Source organism: Paenibacillus hemerocallicola (genome assembly GCF_006265175.1).
Lineage (GTDB): Bacteria > Bacillota > Bacilli > Paenibacillales > NBRC-103111 > Paenibacillus_AB > Paenibacillus_AB hemerocallicola.
Window position 1 is genome coordinate 10,990 of sequence record NZ_VDCQ01000030.1, and the last position, 15,415, is coordinate 26,404.

Annotated in this window: 6 protein-coding genes; 3 read left to right on the top strand and 3 right to left on the bottom strand. The window is 55.6% G+C overall.

Translation table 11 applies throughout. The features are described from left to right. The first annotated feature begins 577 nt into the window (after positions 1 to 577). Positions 578 to 3,889, top strand: coding sequence for a carbohydrate binding domain-containing protein (locus FE784_RS20510; RefSeq protein ID WP_139604099.1), 3,312 nt, complete (start codon positions 578 to 580; stop codon positions 3,887 to 3,889). A 579-nt stretch (positions 3,890 to 4,468) separates the two neighbouring features. Here the strand turns inward: FE784_RS20510 and FE784_RS20515 are convergent. Next, positions 4,469 to 5,353, bottom strand: coding sequence for a phytanoyl-CoA dioxygenase family protein (locus tag FE784_RS20515; RefSeq protein ID WP_139604100.1), 885 nt, complete (start codon positions 5,351 to 5,353; stop codon positions 4,469 to 4,471). Positions 5,354 to 5,393: 40 nt separating this feature from the next. Then, positions 5,394 to 6,731: an ABC transporter substrate-binding protein gene (locus FE784_RS20520; RefSeq protein ID WP_139604101.1), complete on the bottom strand. Its 1,338-nt coding sequence runs from the start codon at positions 6,729 to 6,731 to the stop codon at positions 5,394 to 5,396. A 231-nt stretch (positions 6,732 to 6,962) separates the two neighbouring features. Here FE784_RS20520 and FE784_RS20525 point away from each other — a divergent pair, with 231 nt between their 5' ends. Then, positions 6,963 to 7,832 carry a helix-turn-helix transcriptional regulator gene (locus tag FE784_RS20525; protein ID WP_139604102.1) on the top strand — a complete coding sequence of 290 codons (870 nt, stop codon included), beginning with the start codon at positions 6,963 to 6,965 and terminating at the stop codon, positions 7,830 to 7,832. A 926-nt stretch (positions 7,833 to 8,758) separates the two neighbouring features. Next, positions 8,759 to 9,874 (top strand): slipin family protein, encoded by a 1,116-nt coding sequence (locus FE784_RS20530; RefSeq protein WP_139604103.1) that lies wholly within the window; start codon positions 8,759 to 8,761, stop codon positions 9,872 to 9,874. Between the two features lie 592 nt (positions 9,875 to 10,466). Here FE784_RS20530 and FE784_RS20535 read toward each other — a convergent pair. After that, positions 10,467 to 15,362: an S-layer homology domain-containing protein gene (locus tag FE784_RS20535; protein WP_139604104.1), complete on the bottom strand. Its 4,896-nt coding sequence runs from the start codon at positions 15,360 to 15,362 to the stop codon at positions 10,467 to 10,469. Between the last annotated feature and the right edge of the window lie 53 nt (positions 15,363 to 15,415).

Genomic DNA, 15,415 nt, shown 5'->3' on the forward strand with positions numbered 1-15,415 from the left:
GTGGAAAGTGAACCGCGTATTAGAGGAATGGTTTTCCGTTATTTTGTTGTCGACACTGCTATTCGGTACATAACATACGCCAGTTCCGCTATTATACGGATTCGCGCTCTCGCTAGCGCCGGCAAGGCGGGAAGCCTTTACTGATCATGCGATGCACGCACTTCTGTATGCGAATTATGCTGTCATAGTTTTTTTAACGTTGCAGGAAGATTTCGCTAAGCACAGAGCGAATTGCGAACCTTCTGTACCAAGAATTAACATTGCTTCTGGCCGTCGTGCAGCAAACTGGATTTAGACAGGCACCGCACAAAATGGGGCGGAAATTCGAAACATAATCACATTTTGCACAGCGGCACCTCCTGCTAAGATTGCGTTAACCCCCGAAGAAACATCTGGCGAATCGCTCACGAGCTTGGGAAGGGAGGGTGGTAGTGTGGCTGAATGCCGGCTGAACGAATCGGCGCCTGGATCGCGGCCCGGATAAGCTCACCGAGGGGATACCATGATCGACCGGCCTGAAAGGCTGGACGCTTTCCTGCAATCATTTTCATATCGATTCGGATAGGGAGGGTTTCGGATGAGCATGCGCAACAACAGCTTGGGGCTCGTTTTGCTGCTTTCGGTGTGTCTCGTAGTCCAGTGGTTCGGTTTTGGAGGGAGTAAGGCTTCAGCGGATTTACCTGCAAGCGATGTACTGGTAAACGGCGGTTTCGAAACGATCGCAAACGGCGTTCCGTCCGGGTGGGTGCCTATCGGTAATACGTGGACCGGCGGTGTGCAGATCGCTTCGGAGGCGGCTCGGACCGGCAGCTACGGAGTTTCGATTCAGACGAACACGACGAACAATCCATGGATATCGCAAGGGGTTCCCGTGGACGAGGAAGCTACGTATGCGATCACGTCCTGGTTTAAGGCGATGGGCGTAACCGGCGCGCCCGGCTTCAAGATCGAGTTTTACACGTCGCAGGTGCCATCGCCGCAAACCGCACTGGACGGATATTCGTACCGCAGTCCCGCTTCCTATCTCGACGGGCAGTGGCATGAGCTGAGTTACGAAGTCAAGGCTCCGGCCGGAGCGAAGTACATGGTTGTTTATTTGCGGCTGTACGGAACCGGCAAAGTGTATTTTGACGACGCGGCGGTCGTCAAAACGAAAGATGCGCAGCAAATCGTGCTCACGCCGAATCAGACTTACTACTATCCGGAACTAACCTCAGGCAGTATCCATGTCGTGCTAAAGCCGTTGGACGGCCTCTTCGCGGGAAAGAAAACGGACCTTAAGCTCGTTAAGGAAGCCGGGGGGGCGGTCGTCTTCGCGCAAACCGACATGGCAGCCGCCGCGGAATGGAACGTTCCGTTCCAGCCTTCCGTCATGGAGCTCGGGCAGACGTACGTGCTGTCGGCGGAGCTGAAAGACGCAGCCGGAGAAATCATTTCGCGCGAGGAGAGGAAGCTTTACCGATGGAACCGTCCGACAATGCTGCCGCAGAACGGTCCCGTCCAAGTCGGCGGACAACCTTTCTTCCCGATTATCGCCTACCATGCGTACCCGAATGATTTTCCGTATTTGAACCAGATCGGTATCAATACGATCCAAGGCGTCAACACGGCAAGCGAAGCGACGCTGCAGACACTGCTCGACGCTGCGCATGCGAACGGCCTGAAAGTGCTTCAGACACTGTACTTGAATATGCAGGTCAAGGAAAACTTTGCGCTGACGGAGCAGATGGTTGCCCGGTTCAAAAGTCATCCCGCCCTGCTGGGCTGGATGATCATGGACGAGCCGACCTATAACGGTATTCCCCAGTCGGAAATTCTCGAAGCGTACAAACGAATTCATTCGATCGATCCCGATCATCCGACCTATATGGTCGAGTCCGAGCCGTATGCGTACCGCTCCACCGGGCAAGCGACGGATATACTCGTGACGGACGTATACCCGTACAATGGGACGAATATGCAGCCAATTTCGGCGGTCGGGGAGGGCGTACGCAAGGCGGTGCTCGATACGGACGGGGTAAAGCCGGTCTGGAGCGTGCTGCAGACGTTCCGTTTCCCCGGCTCGGCTTCGTGGGACTACTTGCCGACGATCGGCCAAGTGCGCAATATGGCGTACCAATCGATTCTGGCCGGAAGCAAAGGGCTGGCGTATTACTCCATCAACGATCCGGGCTGGAGGATGCAAGATTCGGCGCTGTGGGCGGGGCTGGCCGCTTTCAAAGACGAGCTGCCGCTGATCGGGGAGCTGGCGGCACAAGGGAGCAAGACGGCCGAACAGATCGGCGAAGCGGTACAGTGGGGAGTTTGGAGCAAGGGGCAGGAGCAATATGCGATCGCGATCAACGTGACGCAAACGGCGCAGACAGCGGAAATTCCGCTCGCAAACGCAGGCAACCGGGTACGGCTGCTGTACGGCGACGAGCCGTCGTCTTGGGAAAGCTGGGACGCGAAGCTGGACGTGAATCTCGGTCCCGAGCAGGCGCTCGTATACCGCATTACGCCATTTATATCCGAGGTCCAGGCTGCGACCGACACGATGCAGGACGCCGTAGCGCTTTTGCAAAGCAAACATTGGAGGCAAAAAGCAAGCGAGCTCGCCGCTAAGCTGGGCGATGTGCGGCAAGCCTTGTCCGGGCAAGCTCCGGACGTTAAAGACGTGATGAACAAGGCGGACAAAGCGCTGGATGACACGAGCAAACTGACGTCTTGGGTTAACGGGCAAACCGACACCGTCCTGGAAGGCAAAAGGCAGGCGCTTCTCGCGCTGCTGAACGGCGCGTACGACCGGGTGGAGCCGATCGCCCAATCGACGATCCGCCTCGATTTGCAGCCGCCGCCGGATGTTATGACGCCCGGCGGGCAGGGAGCCGTAAGCGTCCGAATCCGCAACACCGGGGACAAAACGCTCCGTCCTTGGCTCCGCGTCGATTTGCCGGATGCCTTCGGGCTGCAGCCGATCGAGAGGGAGTTCGGTCCCGTCAAAAGCGGTGCAACCGCTAATGCCTCCGCAGATTTCACGGTACCGCCCGCCGTCCCGGCTGGAACTTACAACGTCACGGCATCGGTATATTACGAATACAAGGGCTCGTTGTTCCAAGTTTCGTCCGCCCGAGAGCTTGAGGTGACACCGCTCTTGCAAGCGAAGCTGTCGCCGATTACGATCGAGGCGGCGAAGGCGGGCACGTATCCGTTTGCCGTCGAGCTGACGAACGGCTCCACCGAACCGCTTACGGTGGAGCTGGTCCGAACCGTCCCGAACGGATTGACGGTCGACCTTGCGGCTTTCGCGACTCTCGTCGGGCGGGAGACGAAGACGGTCCATGGAAGTGTTACGATTCCCGCGACGGTGACGCAAGGCGTCTATACGGTAACGGTGGTGCCGAAGGCAAATGGAGGCAGCTATGCTCCGCTGCCGCTTACGGTCCGGGCCGAGACGAACCTCGTATACAACAGCGGCTTCGAGATAGCCGGTACGAACGGTCCGGACGGTTGGTTGATGCGAACGGGCGTATGGGATAAGACGACGGCCTACGGCGGATTGGCGTCAGCCAAGCTGAATCCGGACGCGAGCAACAACTGGAACGTGATCAATGCGACCGAGGCCAAAGAAATTCCGGTTGTGGCGGGTCGCCAGTATAGGTTGTCCGGCTGGGTGAAGAACGGTTCGACGGCCGGCTCGGTCGCGCTGGGCATCCGGCAAATCGACACGAACGGCGTGTCCGTTTTGTACAACTGGACAGAAGCTGCGAGGGGAGGCGACTGGACGAAAGTGCAAGTGAGCTTCACTGCGCTGCCGCAAACGAAACGGGCCGCCGTCTATTTCAAAGTCGACCAAGGCGTGAACGGTTCGGCATGGGTAGACGATCTGGAAATGCGCGAGCTGCCGTAAAGGTCGGCTTGCCGATGCGGCTTGCGGAATCTGCGCGGCTCGAAGTGAGGAGCATCGCCAGCTCTTTGGATACGGTCGCCAAAGACCGTTAAAGCTCCACAGTACGAGTTTCACAATGGTTACGGACATTAATGGCCGTCAGACTCGAAAATCATGGTTTTTTTTCTGGTTTTCCTTCCTAATGGTCATCAATAACCGTTGGAAAACCGAAATCGGTGTAAATTAACTCTACCGGTCATTTGTGTCCGCTAACTACATGTATTTAGCTCGCCCAACTCGTTTATCCATCATGGGATGTCCGAATCTTGATCATGGGAGGCTAACAGGGGTTCGCTCACCGACAGTCTCCTAGAAATAAAAAACCGCGATCCCGAAGGACCGCGGTTTTCGTTCTATGGAGCGTAGGGGGATATGGAAATCCTGATTGAACCGTCCGGAGGAGTAGAATCGACGAAGCAGATCGCAGCGGTAGTTGCAGACGCCGTGCTCGTTCGCTGCGCTCCCTCCGCACGGTCAGAGCCCCGCTTCCGGGACGTCCCTTTTTCTGGGCTATCAGGTAGATGAAGTGCAGCTTCTGGCTCAAGCTTGCGAAGTCGGGCTCGAACGCCATGATCCGTCAAAACCGGTATACCCTTCCACTAGGTGTCTCCTCTCGGAAGAACAAGCTTCTATAAAACGGCGCGCAGATTCGGTCACAGGCCAGCGCGGGCCTAGCTCGCAAGCCGAGGAACGGAAGCTGAGTCCGCAGCTTAACCGGGCTTCCGCACCTCGATGAGCATATACGCCATGATAGGTGCGCTCGGCAAATATGACGAGGTCTCCCGGTTCGGTTACAACCGGAAGCATGCCCGGCACATCCATGCCGCAATAGGGAACCGGCTCCGTCCCGGTTGGGTAAAACGACTTGCGTCCCGGTGTAAATTCAAATCCGACGGGTCCGGACCAATCGTCAGTATGAGAATCCGGCACGATCGCCAGACCGCCGTTCTGCGGGGTGCTGCCCGTCAAATAAAACCAGAGCGAAGGGGCGCCGCTGTTGTTTAATACGGCATTTGCCCCATAAGGATGCTCGAGCGGGTCCCAATCCGTATGCCAGGCATGTACTCCCGACTTCGCCGCATCCCCCGCGGCACCCGGCTTCTTATAGATGCCCGCGCTTCGATTCAACGTGATCGGCTTATTGCCGTTAAGGAAGCCTGCAAGGAGCATGAGCGGTTCGTAGGCCAGCAGTTCGGCCATTACCGGGCCTTTCTCGATAAAAGACGGATCGGTAATGGACAACGTGGTATCGTCTTGAAACATAGGCCCGATTACCCGGCGCACTTCGTCCTTTAACCGCTCTACAGTGTGGCGGGACAACATTTGTTTGACGATCGCAAAGCCGTGCTTTTCCTTGCAGTCCCGAATGTTTTGCAGCTCGCTTGGCTCAAATTCATATCGATACGAAAGCTGTATATTCTCCATCCGAAAACACTCCTTTAAATTTCTATATTGAAATGAACGGTTACTTCGCCTTAAGCTTCTCTTCGATCGTCTTATTCGTTTTCTCTTCCGCCTCGCGCAGTGCGGAGTTCATGTCGGTCGTGCCTAGTATGACGCTGTTCACTGCTCCGGCGATATTCGTTTCCGCGATTGCATTGTACTGGTTGATCCCATTTGTGGCCGCATATTTCACCGGTACTAGCGCAGCCGCGTTCCTTCCCTTGAGATTCGGTTCTTGCGAACCGTATACTTCCCGCCATTTCGTATTGTTCAGCACAGGCGCCGCGCCGCTTTTGGCAGCCTGGAACTGCAGCTCCTCGTCGGTCAAGGCGGACATGGCCAAAAAGGCGGCATCCTTCTTTTTGCTCGTACTCGGCATGACGAAATAGACGGCTTCAGGCTGCGGGCCGACACCCGGACGCGACTTGAACTCCGGGAACGTTACCGCGTCCCAATTCATTTTGACTCCTTGTTCTTCCTTTGGCCAATCCGAGTTCATTTGCACAAGCATAGCGAGCGTCCTGTCCTTCGCAAACATATCCAGCGACGGCCCGCCGATCCCCGTACCTTTCTCCGTTGGCGCGAAGCCGGGCAGCTGGGAGAAGCGGATGAAGTTCTCAAGAAAGCTTTTCCATTCCGCGGTAAAAAACGCCGCTTTGGAGCCGGCATCCAGTCTTGGCAGCGACAGTTGGTTAAAGGTGATGAAATTGGTCGTACGGATGCCAAACCCCCGATACTTTATTCCCCCGTCCTCGCGCGTCAGCTTCTTGGCGGTTTCGTATACTTCGTCCCAAGTCATGCCGTCCTTGACATAAGCCACGCCGAACTTGTCGAACAAATCTTTGTTGTAGAAAAATCCGGGGGCATTCACTTTAAAAGGCAATCCTGCCATCTTTCCCGGCTCCAACGCTTTAGTCAATTCGTATACAATCGGGTCCAGCCTATTAAAATCGTACTTGTACTTCTTGGCCAGCTCTGTAATATCCCCGTTCAAGCCGCGGTCCTGCAAACTCTGGTAAGCGTTGGAGGTAGTCATGATCAAATCGAGCTCCGTTTTGGACGCTATCAATTCATCCATCGTAGCACCGGTTCCGCTCTGGATATAGTTAATGGATAGATTCGGATATTTTTTCACTATATAATTGCCGTACGTTTCCATGAACGTTTCTCTCGGGTAACCGCTCCATGGATAATAAATCGTGATTTGCACCGGTTCCTTCAAAGCCGTTTCCGCGCTGCCGGCTTCAATCGATTTCTCGCCATTGGCGGTCAGGCTTCCGCCATCCCCGCTGCTGCACGCGCCGACTAGCATAATCGACAAAGTTAGCGAACCTAGTGAAGCAATCCTTTGTTTGACCATAGCGCCAATCCCCCTTGGTTATTTGCAGCCTTCTTGCCATGCTTCTGGAACAAAGTCGGAGCAGTACCTCGAAATGGGCTCGAGAGTCAATACCGGGCACAATAAGAAGGCTTGACGTTGCATTAGCGTTAATGTTGCGCTTCTCTCTATTGCCTTTGGAATCGGTATGCTACAATGAAAGCGCTCTTCAAAAACTTCGGATTGCTGCGAATGATGTCCTGGAGGTAGCTTATGATCGAATATCCGACAGAAACGAAAGCGCTTTGGCTGCACAGACCGACACCGCTCGAGAAAATGTGGGGTATCTGGCCGACCAGTACCGGATACGCGATAGCGAAGCCGGAATACCGGAACGGATCTCGAGCTATTCCGTCTTTCGCCCTTATTTATTTGGAGCAAGGCGCCCTCCATTTCATCGATCATCGAGGCAACGAGCAGCTTTTGCGCAAAAATACGATGTTCTGCCTGATCCCCGGCATTCTCCATCAATACTATTACGCTGAGGCCGACGCGCCGCCACGAACGTCATGGATCACGTTTGAAGGGAAGCAGTCGCTCCCGCTCCTGAACCGGATCGGCTTTTCCATGGAGCAGCCTTGTTTGACCGGTTGGGACGAAACGCGGCTTATTCCGCATATGAAATCCATGGAGCGTGTGTTCGCATCCGAGGAAAAAACGGACCGCTTGCATTTTGTGCTGCTGCTCGTAGGCTTGTTCGACGAACTGCTTGCGCAGTCCCGGCAGCTCGGTTACGAGAACGCCCCTAACACCTCCTGGCTGCAGGACAGCATCGAATTTATGAATACCCACTATTCCAATGGCATCCGCATTCGCGATGTAGCTCGCCATGCGGGTATGACGCGTTCCCATTTTACCCGAGTGTTTACCGAGCATAGGGGCTGCTCCCCGAAAGCGTATTTACAGCAGCTGCGGATGGAAAAGGCGATGCACTACCTGAAGGAAACGTCCTTCACGCTCACGGAAATCGCCTTGACGATCTCTTATCCCGATGCCTATTCGTTCAGCCGGGCATTCCAGCAGCATTACGGCTATCCTCCTTCCCGAGCTCGTGAGCGACCCGACAAAGGTTCTTCGGGTTAACCCCATCTTACCAGCAGGCGCTGCCGCGCAAAATGTGATTATGTTTCGAATTTCCGCCGCATTTTGTGCGGTGCAGACCTTCGTGATCTCCGTTAGTGACTGTAATCCCTGAAATAAGTCGCCCCTCGGAATGCTCCCGTCGCATTTGCTTTTCCATCGAGAACGCCGATAAACGGCAAACGTTTTTCCAAGCTCGCAGCCCATTATTTCCCGCTCGTAATACTTTCGCCATGTTCGTTTCGCCCCGGATCGGCGAAAATAAAAAATGCAACAGACAAAGGATTGGCGCAAGGGTGGCGTACCTGGGCAGGGACCTCTGAACGGTCCCGCAGTACCGGCGCTCGATTAGCGCCCGTATGCTGTACGGCCATTGCTGCGCGAATTCCGCCATTGCAAGGGTTCGAATCCCTTAACCGCGAGAAGCGGTTAGCTCAGCGGTAGAGCACTCGACTTTCAATCGAGCGAAAACCTTATACTCAGAAGACCTTTACAAGGAGTACTCAGTGGCTCTGTCAGCACGCTTGCGAGCACAGCTTTGCAATCCGCGGATACCGTAACGGCATGCGGGTGTGACGGTCGGAGAAGCAGGGAAGGGCGACCGCTGCACGTAGGGACCGGGGGCAGAATGGTCCGACAGCGGCGATGCAGCGTGCAAACGCGCGCCGGCCGCTTCCCGAGCTTTCCGGCACAATGCCCGGAGCGCACCGTCGCTTAAGCGCGATTCCGCTGTCCGCCGCAGGAGGACTCCTTGCGCAAGGTCGCCAATTCGACTTTTAACGTTCAGAGATGTTTCGTTCCATAGACCGAAGAGCCAAGCCAAGCTTTGAGCCGAGAAAGGCTATCTCATAAATGCGAATGTGCTGCTTTCAAAATGGCCTCGATCAGAAGCCTATCTCATACATAACAGAAATGAAGGGGGATTCATCATGTTGAAAACCGTTACGATTCAAACCGACGAACGCGGCTTGCTGTTCCGCAAGGGCAGCTATGTCAAGCTTTTGCAGCCGGGGACTTACCGGTTCTGGTCTTGGAAGAAGACGACGGAAGTCGTACTGCCCGTTACGAAGCCTTTCGCGGTTGCCGGGAAAGATCTGCGTCTTTTCCTGCACGACGAGGAGCTGCTGCGGCAGCTGGAAGTGGTGCACGTTCAAGACCATGAGATTGTGCTGCACTATGAGGACGAGAAGTTCGTCGCCGTTCTGCCGGCCGGAAGCTATGCGTTCTGGAACGTGCTGAAGCGGCATACGTTCATCCGCGTCGATATCCGCAACCCGGAGCTGCCCGCCGGGATCGATCCGGCTGTCGTACCCAAGCTGGGAACGTATATTCAGACGTTCGAGGTGGCCAATCACGAGTCCGGCGTGCTGTTCTATAATCACGTCCGGCAGCGGGAGCTTCCGCCCGGCAAGCACGTATTCTGGAAAGGGCCGGTCTCGGTCTCGGTGGCGAAGGCGGATCTGCGTCAGCAGCAGCTGGATATGACCGGGCAGGAGATGATGACGGAGGACAAGGTAACGCTGCGGCTCAATTTCGTCTGCCAGTACAAGATCGTCAGCCCGCTTCGCGCCTTGGAGTTCAAGTCGTTCGAGGAACAGCTGTACATCCGGCTGCAGCTGCTCCTGCGCGAATATGTAGGGACGCTGAAGCTGGACGATCTGCTGAAGATGAAGCAGGAAATCGGAGCGTTCGTCTTGTCGCGGCTGAACGGGGAGAGCGAGGAGTACGGCGTCCATTTCGTGTCGGCAGGGGTGAAGGATATCATTCTGCCTGGGGATATCAAAGACATTCTGAACACGGTGCTGCTGGCCGAGAAGAAGGCGCTGGCGAACACGATCACCCGCCGGGAGGAGACGGCCTCGACCCGCAGTCTGCTGAATACGGCGAAGCTGATGGACGAGAACGAGACGCTGTTCCGGCTGAAGGAGCTGGAGTTTCTGGAGAAAATATGCGAGAAGATCGGCACGATCTCGTTGACCGGCGGCGGCAATTTGCTGGAGAAGCTGAACCTGCTGCTCGGGGACAAAAACGGCAGGAAAGCGTGACGGCAAGCACAATGCTGCGGCGTACCCGATTCAAACCGTCGCGTCGCTCGGCGGCAATCGCAGTTCCGCGATCCGTCCATACGGCAGCCGGGACTGATCTCTGCCGCACCTTGGCCCGGGCTGGATGCGGATGCCGTAGCGTGGATCGCTTCTATCGGGTAATCGGCACGAAACATTCGTTGCATGATTCCAGAAGTTCGTATCCAACGGGAAGCGGAACAAAAAGTTCCTCTATCGAGCTTCGTGGCATCGAAATTGGGGCTTTACGGAATAAAAAGTTCCTCTATCCCGTCCGGAAGCACGCGATACAGCCTGTTGACGGCAAATAGCGGAACGAATCGTTCCGTTTTTACATATTAACTCGTCTTCACGCCTCCATAAAGGAAGTCATTGTTCCCTCGCCGCCCAATAGCGGAACTCATTCTTCCCCTACAACGGTCGCAGATCCGCAACCGCGTTCCACAAGGGGAACGACCTTTGATACGCAGGACTGGAATGCAAAAAAAGAGGGAGTATCGCCGGCAAAGGCCGTACTCCCTCTTTCGCTGTTCCGCTGCTATCCGCTATCCTTTTTCGCTACTATCCAATAACCTTATTCGTTGTTATCCATCAATCCGAGCTTGATCGCCAGTCGTTTCAGCATCACGACGGCTTGCGCGCGGCTCGATTGCTCTTTCGGGGCAAAGGCGGAATCGGCGATTCCGTTCATGATGCCTTCGCTCACGGCGCGGGCTGCCGCATTGCGCGCCCAAGCGCTGATCTTATCGGCATCCGCGAAAGGTTGCAGCGCATTCGATGCGCCTGCCGCAGACTTCAAGGAAGAGAAGTCGAACGCACGGGATGCGAGAACCGCCAGTTCTTCGCGGCTGATCACTTGATTCGGACGGAACGAGCCATCCTCGTAGCCATCGATCAAGCCGGCTTTGGACGCTGTAGCCACATCGCTTGCATACCAGTCGGTGGAGCGTACGTCGTTAAACGTTGCTCTTCCGTCTTGCTGCGCAAGACCGAGCGCACGAACGAGCAGTGCTGCAAATTCGGCCCGGGTAATCGACTGGTCCGGAGCGAACTCGCTGTCGGTAACGCCTTTCACGAGCAGCTTCGAGGCGAGAAGCCCGATATCGGCTTCGGCCCAATGTCCTTGCGTGTCCTTGAATGCTTTGCCGTACGAGACAACCGCATACGTGCTGTTCCCGGTTCGTTTGATGACGACGGTCGTCACTCCGTCCGCTTGTGCGAAACGGGCGGGAACGAAAGTCATTTCACCGGTTGCCGGATCGATCACGACCGCAGTCGCACGTCCCGGTACATTGCCCGTCAAGGAGATCGCGCGTTCCACATAACGGCTTCCGAAATTGTCGAGCGCAAGCGTTTTGCCGCCGGCTTGCACGATAATGCGGAAATCGTAAGCGTCGCCGATCATTTCGCCGCCTTGCTTTTCCACTTCGTCGGCGATCGCTTCCGCTTCCGTTCCGGTTTTCTTCTCAAGCGTGACCGTCAGAACGAGGTCGCCCGAAGCTACGCCCATTGCGCTCGCGAGCGCATCGATATCGATCAGATCGGCCGGCAAGTAATAGGTTACGCCGCCGGATTTGATAACGAACACTGCACCGTCGATCGCGCCGCCGGCCAGAGCCGATGCCGGAAGCGACAAGATCGCGACCGGCTGGGCGGACGATACTTCGACGACGATTTCCTTCGCCGTGCTTCCTTGCTGCTTGAGCGCGGCCAGAGCCTTGGCTACCGTATCCGCGTCCAGCGTCACTTTCATCGCCGGCTTGCCGTTCTCATCCGTCGTCTGGACCGCCGTCGCCGAGATCGTTACGCCGGTGTCGGTCGGTTTCGTCGTCGGCTGCTGCGGAGAGGTCGTTCCTCCGGACGGACCGGATGTTCCGGACGAATAGCTTCTTGTCGTCACGGTCGAGGAAGGACCGTTGGCGCTCCAGTTGCCCGAAGCGTCGCCGGCTTCTACTTTGAACGTATAAGACGTACTCGACAGGAGGCCGGTCACGTCATATACGTTGCCTGTTACGGTCGCAATTTCTTGACCGCCTTGGTAAAGCTTGTATCCGGTTACCGCCGTATTGTCGGTTGCGCCGGACCAGGTCAATTGAAGCTGGGTTTGCGATACATTCGTTGCGGTCAAGGCTGCATTGCCTGCCCATGCCGGCGCTTCCGCATCCGCATTCGGATCGTAGGTCAGCTGAATCGACTTCTCGTTCGTCTTCATGCCGTCCACATACACGGCGAACGTTACGGTGTTGCCGCCTTCCTGCAAATTCACTTTACCCGCGAAGTCGCCGTTAGAGTCGATCGTTGCGGCCGTTTCGTTCAACAGGACGTTCACGGATGAGCCTGCTCCCAATACTTTGACATTCCCCGTAAGCTCGGGGGTTGCCGTAGATACCGTCTTGCCGTTGTAGTTCATGAAGCCCGAAAGGGCTGCCGATCTTACATCATCGCCGACATTGTACGTATTGGCGATTAGCTGACGCTTCGTGCGCACGCCGTTCTCGTCGAGAGCCGAAATGACCATGCCTCCCTGCGGAATGGCGCTGTTGTTGTCCTGAGGAGATCCCCAGCTCCAGTTGATCGCTTGCGATTTATTGACCATCTTGACGACTTTGCCCGTCGAGTCGGCTACGACTTCCACGCCGAACCGGTTCGTGCCGGTCGAGGTGCCGAACTCTTCGTTATACACGGTCAAATCGCCGAGATTCCGGCTGACGTTGTAGAAGTTGGCTTCGATAAAGGAAGAAGGATTGCCGGGCTTGCTTAAGCCGATTTGGTAATCTTTCACATACGCTTCGTCGCGGATGGAAGCTTTCACGATCGGCCAGTTGGCGAGCGATGCGTCGAACAGCATCAGTCCGTTCGAGCTGCCCATCGCCGTCTGGAAAATTTCCCGCTGCAGCTCGGGGGACTGCAGATCGGCCAAAGCCATACCCGAGTAAAGCGGCACTTCGCCGTTCGTCACGATCGAATCGATCGTAATATAGCGCTGAATTTCCGGTATCGTGCTGTAATAAGTTCCGACCATCAGGAAGTCCATATGGTCGATATAGCCGGTCTGGTAATATCCGTTCGTATAGATCGAATCGGTAGGGAATTTCAGACGGCTGTCATAGCGGAAATTTTTGCTGCCCCAGTGGACGCCGTTCAAATAGTAAGACTCGTACCACGCTCCGACATAGGCGGACGTTTGAATCTTTTTCCCCTTCGATGCGGTGTAGCGGTCGACGAGGTCGCGCGTTTCTTTCACGAAGCTCTCGATCGTGCCGGAGCGGAACTCCCACCAATCCTGGATTAGCGGACCGTCAACGCGTTTGCCGTCCGTGTATTTGAAAATGTCCGCCGGCCAGTTCGTTAACGTTTTGCCGCGCTGCTGGAGGAACGTCGCGAATTTCGCTTTCGTAAGATCGCTGAAATCCGCGGATTCATTGTCGTAGCGGCCCCGGTCGAGAATGATGCCGTCCACGTCGTAGTTTTTCATGACTTCCTCGAACGTTTTCAGCTGGAAGTCGCGCACTTCGTCGTTAGACGGGTTGACGAACAGGACAACCGCTCCGTTCGATTGGTCATTCAGCCCGCGTTGGCCGTAGGCGCTCTCTCTCAGACGCTTGATTTCTCCATTGTCATCCGCGCGGTATACGCGCTCTTCCCAGTCGAGATGCTGATCGATAATCGCATAATCTTTCATCGCGATGGAGCCCTCGGCAAATACGTTGAACGCGGCATGAACCTTCAAGCCGAGCGCATGGCCGTGGGTAAGGAACAATTCGAGCAAATCGAGATCGGGGTTCGAGCCTTTCCGGTCGTTGGCCGTCATTTCGCTGACGTAAGGCCGGTTGGTCAAGTCGTTCTTTTTGTAAGAGACGAAGCCTTCCACGCCTTTGACGTCAAACGCGATGTCCGTGACTCCGGCGTCTTTCGCATGCTTCAGAAAGTTCAGCACGCTTTCGCTCGATTGGAGCTTCTTCGCGTTCGCTGCCTGGTCGACCCACAAAATCACTTGCTTGTCGGAAGTGAGGGACGGTCTGCTGTATACGACGACCGACTTCCTGTCCAGCTCCGAGCCGTTCTTCGACAGCACGACATCGATGTAGTTCGGTCCGGCCGCAAGAGCCGTCTCCAGGCTGAACGTGCCGTCCGCCTGCAACGTTGCGGCTTGATCGCCGATCTTGACGGAAGCTCCCGTCGGGTTCGTGATTTTGCCGGAGATCGTCGTTTTCGCAGCGGCTGTCGTATACATCGTCATGCCGTCGAGCTGCATGCGAGGTACGGCGCCCAGACCGCTCATCAGATCGGATACGGGTACGACGTTGCCGTTTTTGCGCAGCTTGACGACGTCGCCCACTTTGAATTTCGTAGCCAAATACTTTTTAATATCGTACGTATTGTAGCTGTTGTCTTGAGCCATGACGACGTAGCCGCCTTGCGGAATGTCCAGCTCGCCGCCGACCCACGAAGGGGTGCTGTTGCCGTTCGCCGCGTTGATCATCTTGGTCACTTTGCCGTTGGCGTCGACTTGCAGGGCAACGTTCGTGGCCGGAATTTGAATCTTCGATCCGTATTCGGTCGTGAACAAGGCGATAATATTCGGAATGCCGGTTACATCCTTGTCAACGTAGTTGATCGTCTTCTTCGGGCCTTCGACGATAATCGTAATGTCCGCCGGAGGGGCTTCGATCTCGATCAGATCGCCGGTCGGCTTCTGGTACACGATCGTCAGCGGCGTATCCTGCAGCACGTCCGCATTTTTCAGCAGCTTGACCGAAATGCTGTTGGTGCCTTCGGCCAGCGTAACGGTCTGGCTGAACGTGCCGTCGGCTTGGACGGTCGCGACGACGTCGCCGACCTTCACGGCAAGCCCGATGCCGGATGCGTAGTTAAGCACTTTGCCCTGAATGTTGTATGTAGCCGTCGTAACGGTAGTGACGGATCCGGCCGATACTTGCAGGACCGGCTGCGACAGGAAGTCGACTGCGGTTAATCGGGCTCCGTCTCGCTCTAGGGCGATGGTTCCGTCTTTGAAGTCATACAGCAGACCTCTGTGAGTAGTTCCGTGGGATACTAAGGCATATCCGCCTTCCGGTATTGCGATATACTGATCCGCTTCCCATGGCGGTCCGCCCACAGCGCGGATAATGTCACCTTGGGCATTCACAAAAATAGCCGTATTGCCGTATTTTACGAATACTTTACCGGCTTGCGCCGCCAGTTCATGGTTCACGTATCCGTAATTCACTTCGGCTCCGCTTGTGTAAAGAGCCACATAGTTCGTTTTTTGTGAAGGTTTGTTCACATTAAAATTCACATAATCAACCTTCAGCTTCTTGCTCCCGTCCAGCGACACCGCATAAACCTCGTTCGTCACGGAGCCGCCTCCGGTCTCGGCCGCCTGCGCCGTTGCCCCGAAAGACGGAAGCAGCGAAACCAGCAAGCAAACGATGAGGAGCACATTCAATCTGTACCCGTTCGTTCTCATAATTCACCTTCCCCTATGTAGTAATAGTTCGAATACGTTTTCATTATAGGTGG